Source organism: Mediterraneibacter sp. 210702-DFI.3.120 (assembly GCF_020561005.1).
GTDB lineage: Bacteria > Bacillota > Clostridia > Lachnospirales > Lachnospiraceae > Mediterraneibacter > Mediterraneibacter faecis.
Genome location: NZ_JAJCNG010000004.1, coordinates 78805 through 103532 on the forward strand (window position 1 = coordinate 78805; position 24728 = coordinate 103532).

The 24728-nt window shown below is 42.6% G+C and carries 23 protein-coding genes and 1 pseudogene; 23 read left to right on the forward strand and 1 reads right to left on the reverse strand.

Annotation, left to right across the window (positions count from 1 at the left end; genetic code table 11):
• Positions 1–91 precede the first annotated feature (91 nt).
• From LI162_RS03800 to LI162_RS03825, 6 genes and pseudogenes are all read left to right on the forward strand, one after another.
• Positions 92–259 (forward strand): annotated as a pseudogene (locus LI162_RS03800) (tyrosine-type recombinase/integrase); the annotation flags it as partial.
• 205 nt (positions 260–464) lie between these two features.
• The gene (locus LI162_RS03805; RefSeq protein WP_227155774.1) at positions 465–896 is read left to right on the forward strand and encodes an SseB family protein; all 432 of its coding nucleotides are present in this window, start codon (positions 465–467) and stop codon (positions 894–896) included.
• Positions 893–1651, forward strand: a complete 759-nt coding sequence (locus LI162_RS03810) for a YdcF family protein (RefSeq protein WP_227155776.1) — start codon at positions 893–895, stop codon at positions 1649–1651. The genes LI162_RS03805 and LI162_RS03810 overlap by 4 nt, the downstream gene beginning before the upstream one ends.
• Positions 1652–1681: 30 nt before the next feature.
• Positions 1682–2470 (forward strand): GTP pyrophosphokinase, encoded by a 789-nt coding sequence (locus LI162_RS03815; protein WP_227155778.1) that lies wholly within the window; start codon positions 1682–1684, stop codon positions 2468–2470.
• A 93-nt stretch (positions 2471–2563) separates the two neighbouring features.
• The gene (locus LI162_RS03820) at positions 2564–3229 is read left to right on the forward strand and encodes a DUF4317 family protein (protein WP_015528131.1); all 666 of its coding nucleotides are present in this window, start codon (positions 2564–2566) and stop codon (positions 3227–3229) included.
• Positions 3196–3765, forward strand: a complete 570-nt coding sequence (locus LI162_RS03825; protein ID WP_020436685.1) for a TetR/AcrR family transcriptional regulator C-terminal domain-containing protein — start codon at positions 3196–3198, stop codon at positions 3763–3765. The genes LI162_RS03820 and LI162_RS03825 overlap by 34 nt, the downstream gene beginning before the upstream one ends.
• Positions 3766–4139: 374 nt before the next feature.
• Here the strand turns inward: LI162_RS03825 and fucO are convergent, their stop codons facing one another.
• Entirely contained in the window at positions 4140–5285 is a 1146-nt protein-coding gene (gene fucO / locus LI162_RS03830) for a lactaldehyde reductase (protein ID WP_020436684.1), read from the reverse strand.
• Between the two features lie 299 nt (positions 5286–5584).
• Between fucO and LI162_RS03835 the strand changes: the two genes are divergently transcribed.
• The 17 genes from LI162_RS03835 (at position 5585) to LI162_RS03915 (ending at position 24671) form a co-directional block, all read left to right on the forward strand.
• Positions 5585–5986: a hypothetical protein gene (locus tag LI162_RS03835; protein WP_020436683.1), complete on the forward strand. Its 402-nt coding sequence runs from the start codon at positions 5585–5587 to the stop codon at positions 5984–5986.
• 137 nt (positions 5987–6123) lie between these two features.
• A complete protein-coding gene (locus tag LI162_RS03840; RefSeq protein ID WP_020436682.1) occupies positions 6124–7707 on the forward strand; it encodes an ABC1 kinase family protein in 1584 nt (527 codons plus the stop codon).
• 381 nt (positions 7708–8088) lie between these two features.
• Positions 8089–9162 (forward strand): FAD:protein FMN transferase, encoded by a 1074-nt coding sequence (locus LI162_RS03845; RefSeq protein ID WP_020435819.1) that lies wholly within the window; start codon positions 8089–8091, stop codon positions 9160–9162.
• Between the two features lie 34 nt (positions 9163–9196).
• Complete coding sequence (locus LI162_RS03850; RefSeq protein ID WP_020435820.1) at positions 9197–10975, forward strand: FMN-binding protein; 1779 nt, start codon at positions 9197–9199, stop codon at positions 10973–10975.
• A 1-nt stretch (position 10976) separates the two neighbouring features.
• Positions 10977–11432, forward strand: a complete 456-nt coding sequence (locus LI162_RS03855) for an FMN-binding protein (protein WP_020435821.1) — start codon at positions 10977–10979, stop codon at positions 11430–11432.
• 1 nt (position 11433) lies between these two features.
• The gene (locus tag LI162_RS03860; RefSeq protein WP_226875895.1) at positions 11434–12306 is read left to right on the forward strand and encodes a 4Fe-4S binding protein; all 873 of its coding nucleotides are present in this window, start codon (positions 11434–11436) and stop codon (positions 12304–12306) included.
• Positions 12307–12309: 3 nt separating this feature from the next.
• Positions 12310–12732: a NusG domain II-containing protein gene (locus tag LI162_RS03865; RefSeq protein WP_020435823.1), complete on the forward strand. Its 423-nt coding sequence runs from the start codon at positions 12310–12312 to the stop codon at positions 12730–12732.
• Positions 12733–12761: 29 nt separating this feature from the next.
• A complete protein-coding gene (locus LI162_RS03870; RefSeq protein WP_015528122.1) occupies positions 12762–13268 on the forward strand; it encodes a Gx transporter family protein in 507 nt (168 codons plus the stop codon).
• Between the two features lie 128 nt (positions 13269–13396).
• Entirely contained in the window at positions 13397–16966 is a 3570-nt protein-coding gene (locus tag LI162_RS03875; protein WP_020435824.1) for a penicillin-binding Tp47 domain C-containing protein, read from the forward strand.
• A gap of 466 nt (positions 16967–17432) precedes the next feature.
• Entirely contained in the window at positions 17433–18962 is a 1530-nt protein-coding gene (gene trpE, locus LI162_RS03880) for an anthranilate synthase component I (protein ID WP_055158546.1), read from the forward strand.
• Positions 18959–19585, forward strand: coding sequence for an anthranilate synthase component II (locus tag LI162_RS03885; RefSeq protein ID WP_020435825.1), 627 nt, complete (start codon positions 18959–18961; stop codon positions 19583–19585). Before trpE ends, LI162_RS03885 begins: the two co-directional genes overlap by 4 nt.
• A 3-nt stretch (positions 19586–19588) precedes the next feature.
• A complete protein-coding gene (trpD, locus tag LI162_RS03890) occupies positions 19589–20599 on the forward strand; it encodes an anthranilate phosphoribosyltransferase (protein ID WP_020435826.1) in 1011 nt (336 codons plus the stop codon).
• Between the two features lie 70 nt (positions 20600–20669).
• Positions 20670–21479, forward strand: coding sequence for an indole-3-glycerol phosphate synthase TrpC (trpC, locus tag LI162_RS03895; RefSeq protein WP_227155780.1), 810 nt, complete (start codon positions 20670–20672; stop codon positions 21477–21479).
• Positions 21480–21492: 13 nt separating this feature from the next.
• Positions 21493–22164 carry a phosphoribosylanthranilate isomerase gene (locus tag LI162_RS03900; RefSeq protein ID WP_207642174.1) on the forward strand — a complete coding sequence of 224 codons (672 nt, stop codon included), beginning with the start codon at positions 21493–21495 and terminating at the stop codon, positions 22162–22164.
• 50 nt (positions 22165–22214) lie between these two features.
• Positions 22215–23399, forward strand: coding sequence for a tryptophan synthase subunit beta (gene trpB / locus LI162_RS03905; RefSeq protein ID WP_227155782.1), 1185 nt, complete (start codon positions 22215–22217; stop codon positions 23397–23399).
• Entirely contained in the window at positions 23392–24162 is a 771-nt protein-coding gene (gene trpA / locus LI162_RS03910; protein ID WP_227155785.1) for a tryptophan synthase subunit alpha, read from the forward strand. The genes trpB and trpA overlap by 8 nt, the downstream gene beginning before the upstream one ends.
• Before the next feature lie 143 nt (positions 24163–24305).
• Positions 24306–24671, forward strand: a complete 366-nt coding sequence (locus LI162_RS03915; protein ID WP_118107095.1) for a diacylglycerol kinase family protein — start codon at positions 24306–24308, stop codon at positions 24669–24671.
• The last annotated feature ends 57 nt before the right edge of the window (positions 24672–24728 follow it).

Here is a 24728-nt window from a genome sequence, read left to right on the forward strand (position 1 = left end):
GATAATAAAGGTGCTGGGACTACCTGATGGAAGCGTCAGATAGTCTTCTGCAGAAAAAAATAAAATTTTTTTTGTCCTATACTTGACACATCCACATACGCTACGCCATACATTCTGCACAAGACTGGCAAGTAAGAACATGAACCCAAAAGATTTACAGTATATCATGGGACATTCAAATATCAGTATCACAATGAACTGGTATGCTCATGCGTCCATAGATACCGCAAAATCAGAGGTTCAGCGTCTAATCGCATAAGAAGTATTTACCACGATTTTAACCACGCTTGATAGCGAAAATATAAGAAGATAGACCTAGATATGTGAGGTTTACCACAAAAGAAAAATGCCCGTAGAGCCGATAAAATAAGGCTTTGCGGACATTTAAGAAGATATAAAAAGATAGTCAAAAAGACATATATAATTTCCCTGAAAATAGAAGTAACTTACAAGGAGTAGCAAGGATGAAGATGCAGAATAACAATACAAAAGATGAAGGACTGAAAGGAAACGAGAAGATTGAGGAAGCAATTTTTGCACTCCAGCAGGAACCATCTCAGGAACTTTTAGCACATGCGTTGACAATGATCCGTAGACGAATGAAAGAAGAAGGACAATTGATTCTTGCGGTAGAGCCTTCTGTTGCAGAACAACTGAAGATACAGGCAGTGAAGACAGCTGATGGAAAGAAGTGGTGGAGTGCATTTACAAGTTTTGAGGAAGAATTAAAAGGTTCTAATAGTGTGATGTCTACATTTTTGACAGCAATCGAACCATTATTCCAGTCTGCTGTACAGGAGAATGAGATTGAAGGTATCATTCTGAATCCCTGGGATCGGACAATCATGCTTGATAAGACACTGCTTCGACTGATTCTTGGAGAAAGTGGAAAGTGAGAACAAAGCGAAAAATGACAGCAGTTATAATATGTATTTTATTTACAGTGTTATTTGCCTGTTATGGATTCTGGATGAGCGAAAATGGATCTGGGACGGGATTCTTCCTGATCTGGTTTGTATTGGCTGCATTGCTTGGAGGATGCGCAGCGATTACATTTCTGGATGGATGGGCAAGACTTCCGATGTGGATGTTGTGGATATTAAGGGGAATACTGCTTGTATTTGTAGTTTCCTTTGTGATTATCGAAGGATGCATTATCAGTCAGATGCATGCGAAGGCAGATGAAAATCTGGACTACATCATAGTGCTTGGTGCACAGGTGAGAGCAGATGGACCGAGTAAGGTGCTGAAGCATCGACTGAACACAGCGATCGATTATCTGGAGAAGAATCCGGAGACAATCTGTATTGTGTCAGGCGGACAGGGGTATAACGAGCCATGTACGGAAGCGCAGGCGATGGCTGATTATATGGAAGCGGTCGGAATTGAGAAAGACCGTTTGATTCTGGAAGACGAATCGAAAACAACAGAGCAGAATATAAAATATAGTAAAAAATATATGAAAGACGGAGCAAGTGTGGGAATTATCACAAATGATTTCCATATGTTTCGGGCAATGCAGATTACAAAAGGTGAGGGATTAAAGTCAGCGAAAGCAATTGCTGCGGGCTCGAATCCATTGTATCTGCCAAACAATATGCTTAGAGAATATCTGGCAGAATGGAAGTATCTGATCAGGTCAATCTTATAAAAAGCAAGAAAAGAGAGATGAAAGAAACAAATGGGTAGACGAGAATTAGAAGAACGAATCGAGAAAAGAAGAGAGGACTTTGTAAGAAACAGTCTTCTTTCAGATGAATTTATTGACTTTGTACAGGAGAATTTAAAGCCGGTCAATACGATGATGGCTTATTATCAGTGTGCGATCATGGAAGTTGAGACGAAATTTAAGGTGCTGAGCGAACAGTATTCGCTGGAGTATGACCGCAACCCGATTGAGAGTATTAAGACGCGTGTAAAATCTATGGAAAGTCTGCTGAAGAAGATTCGTCGTAAAAATATTCCATTGACGATTGATGCAATCGAAGAAAATATTCAGGATATTGCCGGTGTGCGTGTGATCTGCGCTTTTCAGGATGACATTTATAAACTTGCGAAATGCTTCCTTGATCAGGACGATGTAATTTTAATTCAAAAAAAAGACTACATTGCAAATCCAAAGCAAAGTGGTTACAGAAGTCTTCATCTGATCGTGAAGACTCCGATTTTCTTAAAAGAAGGAAAAAAGATGATCACAGTTGAAGTGCAGCTTCGTACGATCGCGATGGATTTCTGGGCGAGCCTGGAGCATAAGCTTCGCTATAAAAAGAGTATTCCGGAAGATCAGAGTAAGTATCTGGCAGAAGAGATGATGGACTGTGCACAGATCAGCTCAGCTCTTGATGAGAGAATGCAGAAGGTGCGTGATGTGATCATGCAGGCGGAGGAAAAAGAGGAAGAAAAAAGTAGCGGCGTGGAACCGTTAATGCTTCGAGGATTGACAGAGCGGATAAGACAGAAGAATCTCTGATGTAGACAGGCGGAAGATGTTTGAGACGAACAGAAAGCTGTCGAGACATGCAGAGATTTGCAGGGATAAACAGAGAGCCGGAGGGAAAAGATTATGATCAATCGAGAAGATATGTTGGCGCTGACCAGACGAATGACAGTAAAACGGACATCGATCACCCGGATCGCCGGGGGATATATGGATATAGACGGATTTATTGACGGAACATTTAACACCAGTTTCCTGAAATTAAGCCCGGCAGAACAGGAGAAGAATCTGGCACTTGCGAAGAAAGTGCCGTTTGCAAAAACAAATAAAAATCTGAAGGAATATAAGTTTTCTGATGATCAAAGAAATCCGGACAGTATGTGGAAGCTTCTGATGGGGATGCGTGCCTGTGGCTTGAAAAATGATGCTCTGATGGAGACATTTTATGAGATTATCGGGGAACATTACCAGGCAGATGAAGATTATGCAATCTATGTTTTTCATGACAGATATGACATTCCGGCGAAGGGGCTGGATCATATACGTCAGGGAGAATCAGAACGAATGTATGAATACATTTTATGCGTGATCTGTCCATTAAGCGGAGAATATGAACCGGGCGAACCGGAATGCGGTTTCCTGTTTCCTGCATTCGTAGATGGAGGCGCTGCAATGAATTACGTGGATATTTACCAGGAAGACGAAGAATACCCGCATGAAGAACTGCTTGAACTGCTTGGAGTGGAAAGGAAAAAGTTATGGCAGAAACATACAAGTCAGGAGAAAAAGTAAAATACCGGTTGGCAGAGGCAATGAAAGAATGCATGAAAAAAGCTCCGGTCGAAAAGATCACTGTGAAAGAGATCACAGAAGAATGCGGAGTGACACGTCAGACCTTTTACCGGAATTTTCAGGATAAATACGATTTGATCAACTGGTATTTTGACAAGATACTGATTGAATCCTTTGAACATATGGGAGAGGGACAAACAGTCTATGAAAGTCTTGTAAATAAATTTCAATACATTCAGAAAGAAACACTTTTCTTTCGTGCGGCATTTAAAAATGACGACCAGAACTGTTTGCGTGATCACGACTTTGAACTGATCACACAATTTTATACCGATCGTATCGAAGGAAACACCGGGAAAAAGATGTCCGACAAGATTCGCTTTCAGTTAGAAATGTACTGCCAAGGCTCCATTTACATGACGGTCCAATGGGTTCTCGGCAATCACAAAGCCACCCCCGAAACCCTGGCTAGATTCCTCTCCGAATCCATGCCCGCAGAACTAAGAGACGTCTTTAAAGAACGTGGATTGTTGTAGATAGATTTATTTCTACACACAAAAAAATGTGCGAATCATTTCACCCCTTCGTATATTCCGTAAATCTATTTCTATACACAGAAAATTCGGAAATGTGGGATAAAGTGAATCTCCGAAGAAGGATGACGCATCGAAGATGGTGAATGTGGAGTGTGCTTGATAATACTTGAAAAACTTAAGGTTACGTTAAAGAAAGGTTTGGAAACTGTCTGAGCGGCAGTGAGTTTTCCAAACCTTTCTTTGTATTTAGTAATCTTAAGTTTTTCCTAGAATTATCAGTACACGTAACCCTGAGCCAGATTCGATGCGTCATCCTTTGAAGGAATCACAGCTTATCACATTTCAGAATTTTCGTCCGTGTATCAGAAATCAATTTACATAAGCTTTCTAAAGAGCTCTTTCAGATCCTCTACACTTGCATCTTTCGGATTACCCGGTGCACAAGCATCAGCGTGAGCAGACTCAGCGAGGAACTGCAGGTCTTCTTCTTTCAGAGCTTCCAGTTTTGTCGGGATTCCAACGTCAACAGAAAGTTTCTGAACAGCATCAACAGCAGCTTTTCTGTATTCTTCAACAGACATGTCGTCAACACCTTTAACGCCCAGTGCTCTTGCGATTTCACGGTATTTCTCACCTGTACAATCTGCATTGTATTCCATAACGATTGGAAGCATCATAGCACATGCAACACCGTGTGGAGTATCGTATACAGCACCAAGTGTATGAGCCATAGAATGAGCGATTCCAAGACCTACATTAGAGAATCCCATTCCTGCGATATACTGTCCAAGAGCCATTCCTTCACGGCCTTCTTTTTCATTTGCAACAGCGCTTCTTAAAGATTTTCCAATGATCTCAATTGCTTTGATATGGAACATATCTGTCATTTCCCAAGCAGCTTTTGTTGTATATCCTTCAATTGCATGTGTCAGGGCATCCATACCTGTGGAAGCTGTAAGTCCCTTTGGCATAGAGGACATCATATCCGGGTCAACAACTGCGATAACCGGCATGTCATGTGGGTCAACACAAACGAATTTTCTCTTTCTTTCAACATCTGTGATAACGTAGTTGATTGTAACCTCAGCAGCTGTTCCGGCTGTTGTTGGAACTGCGATGATCGGAACACAAGGTTTTGTTGTCGGTGCAACACCTTCAAGGCTTCTTACATCTTCAAATTCCGGGTTTGCGATGATGATACCGATTGCTTTGGAAGTATCCATAGAAGAACCACCACCGATTGCAACGATGTAATCTGCATCAGCTTTCTTGAATGCTTCTACTCCGTGCTGTACATTTTCGATTGTTGGGTTTGCTTTGATATCAGAATAAATTTCGTAAGCAAGTCCATTTTCATCAAGAATATCTGTTACTTTCTTTGTAACTCCGAATTTGATCAGATCAGGGTCAGAACATACAAAAGCTTTCTTAAATGCTCTTGCTTTTGCTTCTGTAGCGATCTCTTTGATTGCGCCTGCTCCATGATAAGATGTTTCATTTAACATAATTCTGTTTGCCATGATTTTCGATCTCCTTTTTTAAAAACAGATTTTCGGGAAGCTTTAGAGATATTCCCGATGTACTATGTCTTTATTTTAACAAGCGTAAATAAAAAAGAAAAGTTACAAAAGGTTGAAAATGTAACATTTTAAGCTTTTTTTTGTGGAAAAGTTTTGAAAATTATAAAGGGTTTATTAAATTATTGTGAAACAAGCACAGAAAATAAAATCGAATACTAGACGAGATGAAGAGAAAGTTGTAAAATCTAATTATAGTTTTGAATCTGGAAACAGATCATTTACGGAAGGAGACAGGCATTATGGAAAAATTAACAGACAACTTAAAGAAGGTAATACTGGCTGGAATCGGAGCGGTTGCTACAACTGCAGAGAAGTCAAAGGACGTTCTTGATGATATGGTAAAAAAAGGCGAGCTTACAGTGGAGCAGGGCAAGGTTCTGAATGAGGAACTCAAGCATAATCTGAAGCAGACAGTAAAGAACAATGTGAATGTGAAAGTCAAAGTCACTACACCGGAAGAGTTGAGCGAACTTCTCGACAAGATGACACCGGAGCAGTTAGAAGCACTGAAGGCTCAGATCAAGGCGAAAGAGTCAACCGTAGATTCGGAAGCAGAAGAGGTAGATGCAGAAGATACAGCGGAAGATGTTGAAAATGTAGATGATGCAGAAGTTGTTGAGGAAGAGACAAAAGAAGAGTAAAAATATTAGAGAAGCTGCCGAAAAGCGGCTTCTCTGCTTTCTCAAGAAAGAAAAAAGTGACTATTACTTTTGAACTATCAGCAAGGGATACTGAAGAAAAGAGGAACTCGTCACCGAGACAGCAGGAGAATACAGATATGAGTGAGAAAGAAAAGGGAACAAATAATTCAAGATTTAGAGAGATTATTTCTGTACTTCGAAAACATAATATTACACGTGGACTTAGTCCGAAGAAACTTCGTTTGATCATGGAGGATCTTGGTCCGACTTTTGTGAAGATCGGACAGATCATGGCACTCCATTCTGACATTCTTCCAAAGGCCTATTGTGATGAATTGATGGAATTATGTACGGATGCAAGACCGATGCTCTTCGAGGAGGCAGTGTCTGTAATCGACGAGTCTTACGGACGCTCCTGGAAGAAAGTTTTTTCATCAATCGAAGAGACGCCAATCGGTTCTGCATCAATTGCGCAGGTACATAGAGCAGTCTTAAAGTCAGGAGAAGAGGTTGTCGTTAAGATTCAGAGAAAAGGCATTTATGAGATGATGGCGCGGGACATTGAGTTTATCCGTAAAGCAATCAAGCTGATGCCGCCGATCAGTCTGAAAGGAATGGCTGATTTTGATCTTGTGCTTGACGAACTCTGGTCAGTGACAAGAGATGAGATGAATTTCCTGACCGAAGCATCGAATATCGAAGAATTTGCCAGAAGAAATAAAGATGTCAATTTTGTTCAGACACCGGTTCTGTATCAGCAGTATACGACCGTTCATGTGCTGGTGATGGAATATATTGATGGTTGCGGTATTGATGAGAAGGATAAGCTGCTCGAAGATGGCTATGACCTGAAAGAAATTGGAAGCAAACTTGTAGATAACTATATTAAGCAAGTAATGGATGATGGGTTCTTCCACGCTGATCCGCATTCCGGAAATGTTAAGATCCGTGATGGAAAGATTGTCTGGATTGATATGGGTATGATGGGACGACTGACAGAGCATGACCGTGAGATGATCACGCTTGCGATCGAAGGCGTTGCACTGAATGATGTTGGTCTGATCCTAAAGGCGGTTCTTGGACTGGGTGAATTCAAAGAACGACCGGAGCAGAGAAAACTTTATGAAGACATTGAAGGATTGCTTTTGAAATACGGAAGTACCGATATGGGCAAGATTAATGTGGCAGAGGTCATGACGGATCTGATGGAAGTCATGAAAGAAAATAAGATCATGATGCCACATGGACTGACGATGCTTGCCAGAGGACTTACGCATATGGAAGGTGTACTTTCCAATATCGCACCGGATATCAATATGGTGGAGATTGCCAGAGCAAGACTTGCTGCGGATTTTCTTCACAATTTTAACTTTAAGAAGGAATTGAAGAACACAGGAAGAAGCCTTTTGAAATCTGTGCGGAAGATGATTGACCTTCCATCCATGACAACGGACTTAATGGATGAATTCATGAAAGGTCAGTCAAAAGTAAACCTGGATCTGCGTGTGTCAAAGGATCTGGCATTTCTTTTAAGACGACTTGTAAGGAATATTGTTATGGGTCTGTGGGTCATGGCACTTCTGATCAGTTCAAGTATTATCTGTACAACGGATATGACACCGAAGTTTATGGGAATCCCGGCACTTGGTGCGTTCGGATATCTGATGGCAGTGGTGATTATGATCTATGTATTTGTGAAACATATTTTCTCGAGGAAGTAAAAAAAGAATAGAAAGCAAAGGAAAAGAGAGATGAAATTTTCGTCTCTCTTTTTTATATATTAGGAAAGTCCTTTCCTAATATATAAAAAACGCTCCGCTCAGGATGCGCACTGCGGCGTACAAGGTAGGTGTCGCAAGCGGTCTACGTTTCCACTTCGGTCCTTGCTAAACAAGCGCCACTGGCGCTTAGCAACGCCGCAGGCGCAAGAATGTGCCGAGGCACATTCTTTGTTCATGAGAAAAATATATAAGTTTAAAACAGATAAATGAGAAAAGTTCTCAAATAATAAAAATCCAATTGACTGTATAATAGACATCCTGTATACTTACGGAGTTAGTTAGACTAACATGAGTTAGAAAAGTATAACCAGGAGCGATTACATGAAATTAAAAAATATAAAATGTTTACTTGCAGTCTGTCTTTGTGCATCGGCCCTGTTGGTCGGATGCGGACAGAAGACAGCAGATAAATCCGAAACATCGTCAGAAAGTGCACAGAATCAGTCGAAGGATATTCAAGAAGCATCCAGAGATGTTTTTGCAATGGATACCTATATGACAGTGACTGCGTATGGAGAAAATGCAGAGGTAGCTGTTGATGCGGCACAGGCAGAGATTGAGCGTCTGGACGCACTTTTATCGACAGGAGATGCAGACAGCGAGATCGCAAAACTGAACGCAGATGGAAGTGCAGAGCTTTCCGAAGATGCAGGTTATCTGACGGAACGCGCATTGGAACTTTATCAGAAGACAGATGGGGCGTTTGATATTGCGATTTATCCGGTGATGGAAGCATGGGGATTCCCAACACAGAACTTTCAGGTTCCGTCACAGAACACATTGGATCAGCTTCTTCCACTCACTGATGCGGGAAATATTTCTTATGACAAAGAAACGAAAAAGATATCTTTCGGTGTAGAAGGAATGAAAATCGATCTCGGAGGAATTGCAAAAGGATATACCTCATCCAGAATTATGGACATTTACAAAGACAATGGAATCACAAGTGGATTAGTGAATCTTGGCGGAAATGTGCAGGCACTCGGAACAAAGACGGATGGAACGAAATGGAAGATTGCAGTGCAGAGTCCCGATGACACAGAAGATTATCTGGGAATTCTGAGTGTTCAGGATAAGGCTGTTATCACTTCAGGGGGATACGAACGGTATTTTGAACAGGATGGTGTGACGTATCATCACATCATTGACCCAAAGACCGGATACCCGGCAGAAAGTGGACTTGTCTCTGTAACAATTGTAAGTGAGGATGGAACACTGGCAGATGGACTGTCTACTTCACTTTTTATTATGGGAAAAGAGAAAGCGGCAGATTTCTGGAGAGAACATAAGGATGATTTTGATGCAATCCTTATGAGTGATGATGGGACGCTATATGTAACAGAAGGGCTGGAAAATGATTTTTCAACGGAGAGAACAGTTGAGATCATTCGATAGAAAAGTGTAAGACAGAGTAGATTTTGGAGGAAAAATGGATTTAAAAGAAACAGGAAAGAAGCTGAAACCATTTGCACCGGTACTTTCGGTAGCAGTTGTGGCATCCTGTGTAGCAGGCACTCTGAGTGGATATCAGCCACCGGTTTATGCAGCGCAGGAGCAAACGAATTCTGTAAAAGAAGAGACTACAAAGTCAGAAGAGCAGGAGCAGGCGGTAAAAGGTTCTTTTGATCTGACGGATGGTGTTTATAAGGGAACTGGAACAGGTTATGTAGGAGAGATCACGGTTGCGGTTCAAATCAAAGACAAACAGATCGTTGCAATCGATATTCTGAGTTCTTCGGATGATGCGGCATTTTTTAAACGCGCACAGGCGGTGATCGATAAGATCATCGAAGGACAGACATTGGAAGTTGATACTGTTTCAGGGGCAACCTATAGTTCCCGGGGAATCATCAGTGCGGTGAAGAATGCACTGACAGGAGAAAAAGACAGCGGAACAACAGGACAGTCACAGTCTGGTGGCGGAGCGGCAGCAGGAAGTTCTACTTCTGTCGCAACAGTGGAAGACCCGGCAGCATATAAGGACGGAACTTATTACGGAACAGGGACTGGATTTGGCGGAACACTGAAAGTAAAGGTTGAGATCAGTGGCGGAAAGATCATAGACATCCAGATTATGGAGAATCAAGATGGAAGCGAATACATTTCCAAAGCCTCTGCACTGATCAATGCGATCATCAGTAGTCAGAGCACCAATGTAGATACCGTGTCTGGAGCAACGTACAGTTCGGTTGGAATCATCCAGGCAGTAAGAGATGCATTAAGTCAGGCGGCAGTGAGTGGAAATGGAGCAGCTTCGGATTCTTCAGAGACGAATGGCTCGAACAGTTCTTACAGTCAGGATCAGAGTACATCCACAACCGGAACAGTTCCATACAAAGAAGGAATCTATTATGGAACAGCGGAAGGATACAGTGGAGATGTATCGGTAGCTGTGGTGATCCAGGAGCATACGATCAAAGCGATTTTAGTCACAGAGACATCAGATGATGAAGCATTTTTCAACCGCGCAATGGATGTAGTGAAAAATGTGCTTAAAAATCAGAATACAGATGTAGATACTGTATCTGGTGCAACTTACAGTTCTAAGGGACTTATCGGAGCAATCAAGAATGCTTTGAAACAGGCGGAGAAAGTAACGAATGGAGAATCCATTGAAGAGAAAGCAGATACAACGGAACTGGAAAATGCAGTCAAGTCAGCAGAAGCACTTGTGATGGAGGAGTATACGCAGAGTAGCTGGGCGGTTCTGAGTCTCCGACTGAATGATGCAAAAGAGCTGTTGGAAACAGCTGCGAATGAAACAGTGGAACAGCAGGCTGTTGACAAAGCGGTGGAGAATCTGAACCTTGCAGTTGCACAGCTTGAGAAAAAGAAGTCAGATCAAGAGGAAGAAGTGAAGACAAAATACATCGATGGAACTTATGAGGTGAGTATACCGTGTAAACCGGATGAGGATGAAGATTTTACAGAGTATCAGCTTTCTATGAAGGTGACAATACGAAATGACAAAATTGTATCCATTACTGACGTGTCAGGAGATGGGGATGCAGCAAATGACAGCTATATCAAGAAGGCGGCAAATGGAACTTCAAGCAAAAAAGGTGTCGTTTCCCAGATTATTACCAAAGGAATGCCGGAAGAAATTGATACGGTATCCAGAGCAACCTGTTCTTCGAATGCGATTATTGACGGATGCAAAAAGGCACTGGAAATGGCTTTAAGACCAGAAGAGACGGAGGCGCAGTAGGATGAAAGAGTTTATCGTAAGACTGTTTAGTCTGCTGGCAATCGTCGGTGTCCTTTTCGGATATAACGAAGTGTTGGATGTCCGTGCAAAGGATGAGGAAATCGCAAAACTGAATGCACAGTTGGAGGTACAGTCATCTGGTGCCAGCAGTGATTCTGAGTCAGGGAGTGATTCAGGAGATGGAGCAGGATACAAGGATGGAACCTATACCGGAGAAGCGGATGGATTTGGCGGAACGGTTGCGGTAGAAGTTACTGTAAAAGATGGAAAGATCGAAGCGGTAGAAGTGACTTCCGCCGAGAAGGAAGACAGTGCATATCTTGCAATGGCGGAAGATATCATTCCAAAGATCATAGAGGCGCAGAGTGCAGAAGTTGATACGATCAGCGGCGCAACGTTCAGTTCGACAGGAATTAAAAATGCAGCAGAACAGGCATTAGAACAGGCGGTAAAGTAGTTTGAAGAAGTTGAATATACATAATTTGAAAGCAAAAGAAATTAAAAAATTGCATACTTGGCTTCGTGCCTTGATTCAGATCCTTTATTTTCTGTTTCTGCCATCTGTGTATACAGCGGCATTTGCCGGCGTGAAATACATTTTTACACAGATAGGAGCAGGCGAGGTAATCGGGCTGACCTCTTTTGTAACGGTGCTTATAGTTCTCTGCGCGTATACGATTCTTTTCGGAAGATTCTTCTGTGGATTCGCATGTGCATTCGGAAGTCTTGGAGATGGAATTCATGCATTTTATATCTGGTGTTTTAAGAAGAAAAAGAAAAAGCCGGTGCTGCTTTCAGAAAAGATCACAGAGAAGTTAAGCTATTTGAAATATCTGGTGTTGACCGTAATCGCAGTACTTTGTTTTGCAGGAATATATGGAAAGGCAAAAGGGACAAGCCCGTGGGATGTTTTTTCTATGCTGCATGCAGGAAATTTCCATTTGCAGGGATATTTGCCGGGAGTGATATTACTACTTCTTATTATTGTGGGGATGTGTCTGGAAGAAAGATTTTTCTGTCGGAATCTGTGTCCGATGGGAGCAGTATTCTCATTGCTTCCGGTGCTTCCGTTCTTTGCATTGCACCGCGACAGAGAAAATTGCATCAAAGGCTGCAGCGGATGCACGAAGAAATGTCCATCCGGGATCGGACTCCCGGAAGACGGATCACTCAAAGTCGAGGGAGATTGTTTCCAATGCCAGAAATGTATTGATACCTGTCCAAAGAAGCATATCCATACAGGAATCAAAGGTCTGAAGGGAAATGAATTCTGGTTTACGATTCTTCGGGCAATTCTGTTACTTGTAATTATGATCTGGGCAGGAGTGTAATAGATGAAGAAAAAAGATCTGTTTTTAGGAGGCGGAATCCTCTTTGCGGCATGTGTACTGTTTCTTGTGATGAATCTGATGCAGTATGTACAGGCAAAGGAAAACGGACAAAAAGAAAATCAGGAAAAACAGGTTGTGATCAAGGTGGACGGAGAAGTTTACGGAAGATATGCTTTGGATGAAGACCAGGTGATCGAAGTGCAGGAAGGAGATTTTTACAACCGTATCCGGATTGAGGATGGAAAAGCTTACATGGAAGAGGCTGACTGTCCGGATGGATATTGCGAAGAGCAGGGGAAGATCAATAACCGGACACAGACCATTGTCTGCCTGCCTCATAAGCTGGTTGTAGAAATAGAAGAAGTTGAGAATTCTGATGATTCTCAAAATGAAAAGGAACATTTACCGGATACAATTTCTAAATAAATCAATTGTTCGACTGTAAAGGAGAATGTATGAATAGAAATAAAAAACTTGCGAATATGGCAATGCTTGTTGCGCTGGCAATGATTTTTAGTTATGTGGAAAGCCTGATCCCAATTAATTTTGGAGTGCCGGGGATGAAGCTTGGAGTGGCTAATCTGGTCACTGTTACAGGTCTTTATTTTCTGGAAATTCCGGAGGTACTGGCGGTATCGGTACTGCGTGTACTTCTGACAGGATTTCTTTTTGGAAATGGAATGTCGATCATTTACAGTCTGGCAGGGGCGGTTGTCAGCCTTCTTGCCATGGTACTTGTAAAGAAGATGGATGGAATTTCCATTGTAGGAGTCAGTATCACTGGCGGCGTCTTTCATAACATAGGACAGATTCTTGTTGCGATGGCAGTGGTGGAGAATCTGAAACTGATTTATTATCTGCCAGTTCTTCTTGTGGCAGGAACAGTGACAGGGTTCGTGATTGGAATTGTCGCAGGAAAGATTTTACCGGTTGTGAAGAAAGAAGCTGTAAGGACAGTATAGATAATAATACTTTTTGATTACGGGTTAGCAAAAACTAACTTGATAATATATTCCATGCGGAAGCAGGAAAGCAGAACTGCGACAGGCAGGATCTGTATGTAACTATTTTAGTTAAAAAGGAGGTTTCTATGAAAAACAAAGAAATGAAAGTAAAGGCAATGTCCATGGCAGTGGCAATGTCTATGGTAGTAGGACTTTGCCCGTCAACGATCTTTGCGGCAACAGGAAGTCAGACTGCAAAGGATGGAACTTATACAAAGACGGCTCATGTAACCAGAACAGAAGATGACAGTGACGATGAGTGGGAAGAATATGATGTAGAAGTAAGCTTGAAAGTAGAGGATGGAAAATTCTCTGAGATCACAGTTACACCGAAAGAAGGATATGACGAAGGAAATGCATCCTACTTTAATAAAGCATATTCCAAAACAAAAGGATTTAAAACAAAGCTTGAAGGCCAGGCCGCTACAGAAGATACAATTAACAGCTGGGATACAGTTTCCGGTGCAACACGTACTTCTGATGCAATTAAAAAAGCTGCACTTGAAGCAATCCAGTCAGCTCCGGTAGCAGGGGAGACAGTTACCATTGACACAGCAAAGCTGGAGTCAGCAATCGCAGCGGCTGAGAAACTGACAGAATCTGATTATACAGCAGACAGCTGGAGTGCAATGCAGACAAAATTAACTGTAGCGAAGGCAGCTCTGAAAGCAAAGGAATCCCAGAGTGCAGTGGACACAGCGGCAGATGAGTTGAATGCAGCAGTGAAGGCATTGAAAAAGGCAGAAGTTGCGAAAGAAATGTATGTGTTGATGAATATTCCATATTCTGAATTTTATGCAGCTGATCAGGTAGCAGGAGCAGACAGTGTATCCTCCGCTACAAAAGCGAAAACAAGATCAACACTTGTAGCTGGATCTTATCATGTAAACAGTGATGGAACAGATATTACAGGTATTACATATCCGGTTAAGATTAGTGATGCATCTGTATTGAAAAACTATACACAGATCACAGATGACAGCAAGCTTTCTATTACAGTGAATATGAAAGGAAAAGAGACAACAACAGAATATAATGGAAAAGATGCGTTATTCGAGAGCGCAAGCTATTCTTACTATATTTTAAGTGAGACTCCTTCCTATTATAAGGAAGCAACAGTAAATGCAGATGGTTCCCTCAGCTTTAGTGAAGTGAAAGGTGCAACTGCACAGAAGTTGAGTGATGCATCAATTGATTTCACAACAGATACAAAGTATGGAGATTATGAATTAGATGTAAATGGACTCCCAGAAACAGTTAATACAGTATATGGAGTTGTGATCAGCACAAAAGAAGGAGACAACTACGGACTTCGTCATCTTGAAAATATCTGGAAAAAGAAAGAACTGGCATGGAGTACAGGATTTGTGACAACATCTCATGGAAACACACTGGACTCAAAAAATTATGAAAAGATGATGGGTCAGACAATCAATAAAATCACATATTACACAGATAATGGAATCTATGAGATTGATGCAGATCAGTATGTGCCGGTTAAATTCAATGGAACTATCGCAGCAGAGAATGCAGATGTTGAAAGTGGAAAAGTAAATGTAACTGTAGAAGGCCTTCCTGACGATTATCAGGCAGAATATACAGTTGAAGGTCTTGAGGATGTTCAGGTAAAAGACGGAGTACTTACCTATAAGACAAAAGGCGCTGAGATAGGCAAATATACTCTGAAAGTATCTGATAAATCCGGAAAATATGCAGATCTTACGACAGATTTTGAATTGACAACAGAAGCTGTACCGGTTGTATTTAACAGTGAAAGTGCAGCACTTGTAGCGGCAGAAGGATATGCAGCAGAGGATGTAACTTCTTATGTAAAGAATATCGAATCCGTAACAGTTGACGGAACAGAGTATGCGGCAACAGGAAAACGTGCAGTGAAGATCATCAAAGAAGATGGAACAATTGATACAACTGCAGCTCCGTTTAAGAATGCAGAAAATGGACAGGAATTTAAGATTACAGTGAAAGCAACAGGCTATGCAAAGGATTGTGAATTCACTTATACTTTATCACAGGAGAGTGAGTATACTTACGCATATGTAGGACTTAGCTGGGCAGAGTACTGGGCTGCTGAAAATGTGCAGGCAGCAGGAAATACATCTTCTTCAGATGCAAAGGATTCAAAAGGAGAGTATGACAAGGGTGCATTCGATACTGTAACAAGAGCTACAGTAAATCATGGACTTCACAGAGGTTCTTTCCAGTGCAACGCAGTAATCAAGGCGGAAAATGGAAAAGAGTATGCAGTAGAGTATTGGACAGATGGAACTACTGCAGTTCTGACAGACGGAAGCAAGATTACATTTAACAGAGGAGAGATCACAGAAGAATCTAGTGCAACAACAAAGATGACAGAGTATGATGTACTCGGACTGAAATATGTGCCGGTGAAAGTAAAAACATCTGATCTGGATGCACTGAAAGCAAGCTATCGTGTGATCGAAAACGGAAGTGAACTTGCAGGAGGATATTCAGAAAAGAATCTGGTAAGCTATACAGGACTGGTTGCCAATGTAACAGAGAATACAAACGGTCTGAAAACAGCAACAAAGAATGAGGATGGATCTTTCAGTTTCTCTGCAAGAGTGAATCATGGATCAGAGTCTGGAATCAAAGATCAGGCACTCAAGACAGCACCAACAGCAGAGGAAGCAGGGCTGACAGTAAAAGAAGCAAGCGGATCTTATGGAGAATTCTTAAGAGTTGATCTGACAGGAAATTATGGTGATCTTGGATCAAATCTCCAGACTGTTACATGGACTTACTATGGAGATGACAGTACATATACAAATGCAAAAGCTACTTATGGAACAAAATTTGCAGCAGATAACTGGATGCACAAAGCAATGGGAATCCAGCTTGGACTGACAAATTCTCTTCGTTGTACACTTCCAGAAGGAACGGATGGAACAGGATATTGGACCATTACACTGACAGCACTTGGATATAATGACGTGACATACAAATTCCAGGCGACAGAGGAGAACATTGTAAAAGCATCTGAGGATAAAACAATCACAACAACAGAGCTTGAGGCAGCTATTGCAAAAGCAGAAGCCCTGAAAGAAGCTGAATACACAGCGGAAAGCTGGGCATCTATGCAGATGGAACTTCAGGAAGCAAAAGATGAATTGAAAAATCCAAAAACTCAGGCAACTGTAGACGAGGCAGTAAGCCACCTCAACGCAGCTGTTGAAGCACTTGTTAAGATAGAAGAGCCGGCAGCAGTTGATACTTCTTCCCTTGAGAAAGTAATCAGTGATGCGGCAGCTCTGAAAGAAGCTGATTACACAGTTGACAGCTGGAAGGCATTGCAGAGTGCACTGACAGACGCTAAGAGCGCATTAAATGCAAAAGAAAGCCAGGAAAAAGTTGATAAAGCAACAGATGCGTTAAATGCAGCAATCAAAGCACTTGTAAAGAATGGAAACCAGGCGGGAAGTCAGAATGGAAGTGCAACTCCGACTGTTACAAAGAAGGCAGGAACAACTACGGATGGATCAGCTTCCAAAGGAACAAGTGGATCAAAAGCCGCAAAGACAGGTGATCCGGCAAATGTTCTTGGCTTATTAGGACTTGCATTCTCCTCACTCGGAGCAGGAGTTGGCGGATTTGCATGGAAGAGAAAAAGAAAATAAAGACAAGAAAATTGAGAAAATTTTCAACAATTTCGCGAAAAAGATTAAAATAGTGCATTGACACTATTGCTTTAAAGTGATAAACTCCTAGCAAATGGAATAACGCTTTAAACCGATGAAGCGGAGATCAAAGTAATTATGCGCGCACAGAGAGTCCGGGAAGCTGAGAGCCGGATCGAGATGCAGGTTGCCAAATGGACCGCTGAGGGCACAGTCAAAGGATTTGAGAATCCGAGTACTCTGTGACGTGAGGCATACGTCAGTTGCCGGAGATATGTTAGTATCTTACAGAGCGCATGGGAGTGTACCCGTGAATCAAGGTGGCACCGCGGAAAAGATTTAGATTTACCGTCCTTGACAGAATAGGAATATTCTGTCAGGGACTTTTTTTCTACCATAAACATATATTTCCTATCGGGATAAAAGAGAAATTCATTTTGCAGCATAACTTCAAGGAGGAATACACATGGACAAGACATTAGAACAAATCAGATCCTACGCTGAACAAGGCAGATACAAGCGAGTTCCAATCAGCAAAGAGCTGTATGCAGATGCATTTACGCCGATTAGTGTGATGCGGACGCTGCGGGCGGCAAGCAAGCATTGCTATCTGCTGGAAAGTGCGGAGGACAGACAGCAGTGGGGAAGATATTCCTTCCTTGGATATGCACCAACGATGGAGATCACTTGTACCGATGGGCGTGTGATCATCAGCGAAGGGCATGAAGATGAGGATAAGACCAGACGGGAAGTTTTAACCGACCATCCGGGAAAGGTTCTAAGAGAAATTCTCGAAGCATATAAAAGTCCGGTTGTTCCGGGACTTCCTCCATTTACCGGAGGGCTTGTCGGATATTTTTCTTATGACTACATCAAATATGCAGAACCGACATTAAAGCCAGTCCTGGAAGAGAAGAATGAGACTACAGGAAAGACAGCAGCAAAAACGGCAGTAAGAGATTTCCGGGATGCGGACTTGATGTTATTTGACCGTGTCATCGTATTTGACAATTACAGACAGAAGCTGATCCTGATTACAGGCGTGAAGCTGGAAGGTGATCTGGAAGAAAATTATACGAACGCGAAGCAGGAATTAGAAGAGATGGAACGATTGATCCGAAGCGGGGCGCAGGCAGATTTCCGACCACTTGTTTTAGAAGAAGAGTTCCATCCGGGAGTGGATAAAGAAGATTATTGCAAGATGGTTGAGAAAGCTAAGGAATACATTTATGAAGGTGATATTTTCCAGGTCGTTTTATCCAATCCGCTGACAGCGAAGGCAAAAGGAAGTCTTTTTGATACCTACCGGGTGCTTCGAACCTCGAATCCATCTCCGTATATGTTCTACTTTTCAAGTGATGATATTGAAGTGGCAGGGGCTTCACCGGAGACGCTGGCGAAGTTTGAAAACGGACAGGTGTGCACTTTTCCTCTTGCCGGTACAAGGAAGCGAGGAGTGACCGAAGAGGAAGATCAGGAATTGGAGAAAGAGCTACTTGCAGACGAGAAAGAGCTTGCAGAGCACAACATGCTTGTAGATCTTGGGCGAAATGATGTCGGCAAGATCAGCCAGCCGGGAACAGTTAAAGTTGATAAATATATGGAAATCCAGAGATATTCCCATGTAATGCATATTGGTTCCACCGTGACAGGGAAAATTCGGGAAGACAAAGATGCGCTAGACGTAGTCGATGCGATTCTCCCGGCAGGAACGCTTTCCGGAGCACCGAAGATCCGCGCATGTGAGATTATTGCAGAGCTTGAACAGGAGAAAAGAGGCATCTACGGAGGGGCAGTCGGCTATCTCGATTTTGCAGGAAATGTAGATACATGCATTTCCATCCGTCTTGCTTATAAGAAAAATGGATACATTCGTGTACAGTCAGGAGCCGGAATCGTAGCAGACAGTATCCCGGAAAATGAATTCCAGGAGTGTTTAAATAAGGCAGGGGCAGTACTTCAGGCAGTGGAAACTGCGAAAGGAGGATTGGAATGATACTATTACTCGACAATTATGACAGCTTTACCTATAACTTATATCAGTTTATCGCAAGAGTAGAATCAGAAATAAGCGGCATACAAAAAGATCAGATTGATTCAAAAGTAAAGGTCGTTCGAAATGATCAAATCACACCGGAAGAGATTCTGGAACTTGCGCCCGAGGCGCTGGTAATCTCACCGGGGCCGGGAAAACCTTCTGATGCCGGAATCTGTATCGAAGCAATTCAGAAGCTGAAAGGAAAGATTCCAATGCTCGGGGTATGTCTCGGACATCAGACGATGGCAGAAGCGTTCGGAGCAACGGTAAGTCACGCCGGACAGCTGATGCATGGGAAGACATCACAGCTGAAAGACGTAAAGACAGACAGTGTCCTCTTTCAGAATCTGACACTTCCAATCCAGGTGGCAAGATATCATTCACTCGCAGTTAAGGAAGAGACACTACCGGAAGAACTGATTGTGACAGCGCGAAGCGAAGATAACGAGATTATGGCGATGGAACACAGAGAATATCCGATCTTTGGGTTACAGTTTCATCCGGAATCGGTGATGACACCGCAGGGACTTCAGATGATAGAGAACTTTATTAACTATGCAAAAGTATTGAAGGAGAATTAAGAAATGATCAAAGAAGCAATTATTAAATTATCAAAGAAACAAAATCTTACCTATACAGAAGCAGAAGAAGTAATGAATGAGATTATGGAAGGAAAGGCATCTGATGTTCAGAAGTCAGCATATCTGACAGCACTTTCCATGAAAGGTGAGACAATCGATGAAATCACAGCATCAGCAGCGGGAATGCGTGCACACTGCATCAAGCTTTTGCATGACATGGATGTGTTGGAAATCGTAGGAACAGGGGGAGACGGAGCAAATTCATTTAACATTTCAACAACATCCTCCCTTGTGATTGCGGCAGCAGGAATTCCGGTCGCAAAGCATGGCAACCGTGCAGCATCCTCCAAGTCCGGTGCAGCAGATGTGCTTGAAGCACTTGGCGTGAAAATTGACGTTGCACCGGAGCGCAGCACACAGCTTCTCAAAGACATTCAGATCTGTTTCTTATTTGCACAGAATTATCATATTGCGATGAAATATGTCGGACCGATCCGTAAAGAACTTGGTATCCGTACCGTATTCAATATTCTTGGGCCACTGTCTAATCCGGCAGGAGCGAACATGGAACTGATGGGAGTTTATGATGAAAGCCTTGTAGAGCCACTTGCAAGAGTCATGGCGAATCTCGGAGTTGTCCGCGGAATGGTCGTTTACGGACAGGATAAGTTAGATGAGATTTCCATGTGTGCACCGACTACAGTCTGTGAGATTAAAGATGGAACATTTACAAGCTATGAGATCACACCGGAGCAGTTTGGTTATGAGAGATGCGAAAAAGGTGTACTGACAGGAGGAACACCTCAGGAAAACGCACAGATCACATTGGATATCATTTCTGGAAAAGAGCTGGGAGCAAAGAGAAATGCTGTTTGCCTGAATGCAGGAGCAGCAATCTATCTTGCAGGAAAAGCAGATTCAATCGAAGCAGGTGTAAGAAAAGCAGAACAGATCATTGACGAAGGACTTGCACTGAAGAAGCTGGAGCAGTTTAAAGAAGAAAGTAATAAATAAAAAGTCTGATCCCCGGCTATGCAGGGGAGAATGGAAGAAGCAACTTGAAAGAAAAAGAGGAACAAATAGTATGAATATACTCGAGAAAATTACCGAGCGCACGAAAGAGCGGATCGAAGAAGAAAAGAAAATAGTTCCATTAGAAGAGGTTCGAAGACAGGCGGAAGAAAAAGGAATTAAAGATCAAATCCCTGCATTCGAACAGGCACTTCGGGCAGACGGATTATCCTTTATCTGCGAGGCAAAGAAAGCTTCTCCTTCCAAAGGATTAATCGTACCGGATTTTCCATATGTTGAGATCGCCAGAGACTATGAAGCAGGCGGCGCGGCAGCAATCTCCTGTCTGACAGAACCGTTTTGGTTCCGGGGCAGTGATGAGTATCTGAAAGAAATCGTGCAAAATCTATCCATTCCGGTACTCAGAAAAGATTTCACCTGTGATGAATATATGATCTATCAGGCAAAAGCAATGGGAGCCTCGGCAGTACTTCTGATCTGTTCGGTATTAGAAGATGGCAGGTTAAAAGCGTATCATCAGCTGGCAGACGAACTCGGATTATCTGCTTTGGTAGAAACACATAACGAAGAAGAAATCTTAAGAGCACAGAAGATCGGTGCAAAGATTATCGGTGTAAATAACCGGAATCTGAAAGATTTCACAGTGGATATCAAGAATAGCATTCGGCTAAGAGAAATGGTCAGTTCGGAAACAGTTTTCGTATCTGAGAGCGGTATCCGCGGAGTGGAAGATATGAAAGCACTTTATGAAAATGGAACCGATGCGGTACTGATCGGAGAACTTCTGATGAGAAAATCTGATCGGAAAGCAGCACTGATGGAGTTGAAGCAGCAGACAGGAAGGCAGCTAGATATGAATTAGCGGAAGATATAGTATGAGACAAGAAAAAATGAACATGCCCAAGATTAAGATCTGCGGTTTGAGCCGCCCGGAAGATATTACCTATATAAATGAGGCAAAACCGGATTATTGCGGATTTATCATCGATGTGCCAAAGAGCCGGAGAAATGTATCCATTTCGAAAGTTCGTGAACTGGTTCAAAATCTTGAATCGCAGATTTGCCCGGTCGGAGTATTTGTCAATAAAGACTGCGGCGAGGTCGCACAATTATTAAATGAAGGAACCATTCAGATTGCTCAGCTTCACGGGCAGGAAGATGAGGCATATATAAAGAAGTTGAAAAGTCTGACAGACCATCCGGTGATGAAAGCATTTTCGATTCAGGAGAAAAAAGATCTTGATGCGGCGGCAGCGAGCAGTGCAGATCTGATTCTTCTCGATCACGGAAAAGGCGGAACCGGCGAGACATTTGATTGGAGTCTTTTGGAAGGATGGAGAAAGCGGCCGTATTTCCTCGCAGGAGGACTGAATCCGGAGAACATACCGGAGGCAATACAGCGAATACACCCTTGGGGAATTGACCTGAGCAGTGCAGTGGAGACAGATGGAAAGAAAGATCGTGGGAAAATTCTTCAAGCTGTGAAAACTGTGAGAAATTTTGAAAGCAGTAAACATTTTTTGGAAAACAAAAAAGTATACAAATAAATGAATAAATTTACTAAAACAATAGAAACAAGAAAGAAGGAGAGACAACCATGACAAAAGGAAGATACGGAATCCATGGTGGACAGTACATTCCGGAGACACTGATGAATGCAGTGATCGAATTGGAAAAGGCGTACAACTACTATAAAAATGACAAAGAATTTAATGACGAACTGAATACATTATTAAATGAATATGCAGGCAGACCGTCTCTTTTATACTATGCAGCACGTATGACAGAAGATCTTGGCGGGGCGAAAATTTATCTGAAACGAGAAGACCTCAATCACACAGGTGCCCATAAGATCAACAATGTGTTAGGTCAGGTTCTTCTTGCGAAGAAGATGGGAAAGACAAGAGTGATCGCTGAGACCGGTGCAGGACAGCATGGAGTTGCAACAGCGACAGCAGCGGCTCTGATGGGAATGGAATGTGAAGTCTTCATGGGAAAAGAAGATACAGAGCGTCAGGCACTGAATGTATACAGAATGCGTCTTCTCGGAGCACAGGTACACGCGGTTACAAGTGGAACCGGTACTTTAAAAGATGCTGTTTCGGAGACAATGCGTGAGTGGACAAGAAGAATTGATGACACACATTATGTACTCGGATCCTGTATGGGACCGCATCCATTTCCGCAGATCGTGCGTGATTTTCAGGCAGTTATATCTAAAGAAATCAAGGAGCAGATCCTTGAAAAAGAAGGAAAACTCCCGGATGCAGTGCTTGCCTGTGTCGGCGGAGGATCCAATGCAATCGGTGCATTTTATAATTTCATTGAAGATGAAGGCGTGCGTCTGATCGGATGCGAGGCGGCAGGACGCGGCGTGAATACAGCAGAGACAGCTGCAACGATCGCGACCGGTAAGCTTGGAACCTTCCACGGAATGAAATCTTATTTCTGTCAGGATGAGTACGGACAGATCGCACCGGTTTACTCAATCTCAGCCGGACTGGATTATCCGGGAATCGGACCGGAGCATGCAGACCTTTATGATAAGGGAAGAGCAGAATATGTAGCGGTCACAGATGATGAGGCAGTCGATGCATTTGAGTACCTTTCTAAATTAGAAGGAATCATTCCGGCGATCGAGAGTGCACATGCAGTTGCATATGCAAGAAAGCTTGCGCCGACGATGGGAAAAGACCAGATTATCGTAATTAATATTTCAGGACGCGGCGATAAGGACTGTGCAGCAATCGCACGTTACAGAGGGGAGGATCTTCATGAGTAGAATACAGGAAGCATTAAAAGGGAAGAAAGCATTTATACCATTTGTCACATGTGGTGACCCGGATCTTGAGACGACGAAACAGATCGTCTATGAGATGGAGAAAGCAGGGGCGGCGTTGATCGAGCTTGGAATCCCATTTTCCGATCCGACAGCAGAAGGACCGGTTATACAGGGAGCAAATCTGCGTGCGCTGACAGGAGGCGTGACTACAGATAAGATCTTCGATATGGTAAAAGAAATCCGTCAGAATACACAGATTCCACTTGTTTTTATGACATATGCAAATGTTGTGTTCTCTTACGGAACAGAAAGATTTCTTGAGAAAGCGAAAAATGTCGGAATGGATGGTCTGATTCTTCCGGATGTTCCATTTGAAGAGAAAGAAGAATTTGACATCGTGTGCAAAAAGTACGGAATCGATCTGATCTCATTGATTGCACCGACTTCTCATGACCGAATCAGGATGATTGCAAAAGAAGCATCGGGATTCGTATATTGTGTTTCCTCACTAGGTGTAACAGGAACAAGATCCGCGATCACGACGGATATCGGAGCAATGGTGAAGCTCGTAAAAGAGGAAAATGATATTCCATGTGCAGTCGGATTCGGAATCTCCACTCCGGAGCAGGCGGCGAAGATGTGTCAGAGCGCAGACGGTGCGATCGTTGGAAGTGCAATCGTTAAGTTGTGTGAGAAATACGGAAAAGACTGTGTGCCGTATGTTGCAGAATATGTAAAGAGTATGGTTGAAGCTTGTAAATAAGTGAAAAGGATCTGGGATTCGAAATCAGAGTCTTCTTTTGATAATAATAGGAAAATACCTCTTTTGATAAGGAGCCAGATGTGGTATCATAGATATTAGATTTGTTGCTTGATCTATGATACGAATCCGAAAGGAGACTACGAATGAAGAATCGAAAACAGCCTTTATTCAAAAGCTTTGGTTATGCCTTTGAAGGAATCTGGACAGGGATTTCAAAAGAGAGGAATATGAAGATTCATTGCCTTGCAGTGATTCTTGTAACAGCAGTTGGAACCTTTGTAGGATTAACACCGATGGAATGGTGTATCTGTCTTCTCCTTTTTGGAATGGTGATCTCACTGGAACTTGTGAATACGGCAGTGGAAGCTGTTGTCGATCTTGTGACAGAAGAGAGAAAGCCACTTGCTAAGATCGCGAAGGATACGGCAGCTGGTGCAGTGCTTTTTACGGCAATCATGGCTGTGATCATAGGGTGTATCATATTTATACCTCATTTTATGGGAGTTTGAGGTGTTCGAGGATTGCGGGAATTGCATAGCAATGGAGCAATCCGGTTACATCAGTGA

What these genes read in the sequence shown, in the direction of transcription:
- LI162_RS03805 (WP_227155774.1), top strand. Translation starts at nt 465, where the DNA reads ATGAAGATGCAGAATAACAATACAAAAGATGAAGGACTGAAAGGAAAC.
- LI162_RS03815 (WP_227155778.1), top strand. Translation starts at nt 1,682, where the DNA reads ATGGGTAGACGAGAATTAGAAGAACGAATCGAGAAAAGAAGAGAGGAC.
- LI162_RS03820 (WP_015528131.1), top strand. Translation starts at nt 2,564, where the DNA reads ATGATCAATCGAGAAGATATGTTGGCGCTGACCAGACGAATGACAGTA.
- LI162_RS03825 (WP_020436685.1), top strand. Translation starts at nt 3,196, where the DNA reads ATGGCAGAAACATACAAGTCAGGAGAAAAAGTAAAATACCGGTTGGCA.
- fucO (WP_020436684.1), bottom strand. Translation starts at nt 5,285, where the DNA reads ATGGCAAACAGAATTATGTTAAATGAAACATCTTATCATGGAGCAGGC.
- LI162_RS03835 (WP_020436683.1), top strand. Translation starts at nt 5,585, where the DNA reads ATGGAAAAATTAACAGACAACTTAAAGAAGGTAATACTGGCTGGAATC.
- LI162_RS03840 (WP_020436682.1), top strand. Translation starts at nt 6,124, where the DNA reads ATGAGTGAGAAAGAAAAGGGAACAAATAATTCAAGATTTAGAGAGATT.
- LI162_RS03845 (WP_020435819.1), top strand. Translation starts at nt 8,089, where the DNA reads ATGAAATTAAAAAATATAAAATGTTTACTTGCAGTCTGTCTTTGTGCA.
- LI162_RS03850 (WP_020435820.1), top strand. Translation starts at nt 9,197, where the DNA reads ATGGATTTAAAAGAAACAGGAAAGAAGCTGAAACCATTTGCACCGGTA.
- LI162_RS03855 (WP_020435821.1), top strand. Translation starts at nt 10,977, where the DNA reads ATGAAAGAGTTTATCGTAAGACTGTTTAGTCTGCTGGCAATCGTCGGT.
- LI162_RS03865 (WP_020435823.1), top strand. Translation starts at nt 12,310, where the DNA reads ATGAAGAAAAAAGATCTGTTTTTAGGAGGCGGAATCCTCTTTGCGGCA.
- LI162_RS03870 (WP_015528122.1), top strand. Translation starts at nt 12,762, where the DNA reads ATGAATAGAAATAAAAAACTTGCGAATATGGCAATGCTTGTTGCGCTG.
- LI162_RS03875 (WP_020435824.1), top strand. Translation starts at nt 13,397, where the DNA reads ATGAAAAACAAAGAAATGAAAGTAAAGGCAATGTCCATGGCAGTGGCA.
- trpE (WP_055158546.1), top strand. Translation starts at nt 17,433, where the DNA reads ATGGACAAGACATTAGAACAAATCAGATCCTACGCTGAACAAGGCAGA.
- LI162_RS03885 (WP_020435825.1), top strand. Translation starts at nt 18,959, where the DNA reads ATGATACTATTACTCGACAATTATGACAGCTTTACCTATAACTTATAT.
- trpD (WP_020435826.1), top strand. Translation starts at nt 19,589, where the DNA reads ATGATCAAAGAAGCAATTATTAAATTATCAAAGAAACAAAATCTTACC.
- trpC (WP_227155780.1), top strand. Translation starts at nt 20,670, where the DNA reads ATGAATATACTCGAGAAAATTACCGAGCGCACGAAAGAGCGGATCGAA.
- LI162_RS03900 (WP_207642174.1), top strand. Translation starts at nt 21,493, where the DNA reads ATGAGACAAGAAAAAATGAACATGCCCAAGATTAAGATCTGCGGTTTG.
- trpB (WP_227155782.1), top strand. Translation starts at nt 22,215, where the DNA reads ATGACAAAAGGAAGATACGGAATCCATGGTGGACAGTACATTCCGGAG.
- trpA (WP_227155785.1), top strand. Translation starts at nt 23,392, where the DNA reads ATGAGTAGAATACAGGAAGCATTAAAAGGGAAGAAAGCATTTATACCA.
- LI162_RS03915 (WP_118107095.1), top strand. Translation starts at nt 24,306, where the DNA reads ATGAAGAATCGAAAACAGCCTTTATTCAAAAGCTTTGGTTATGCCTTT.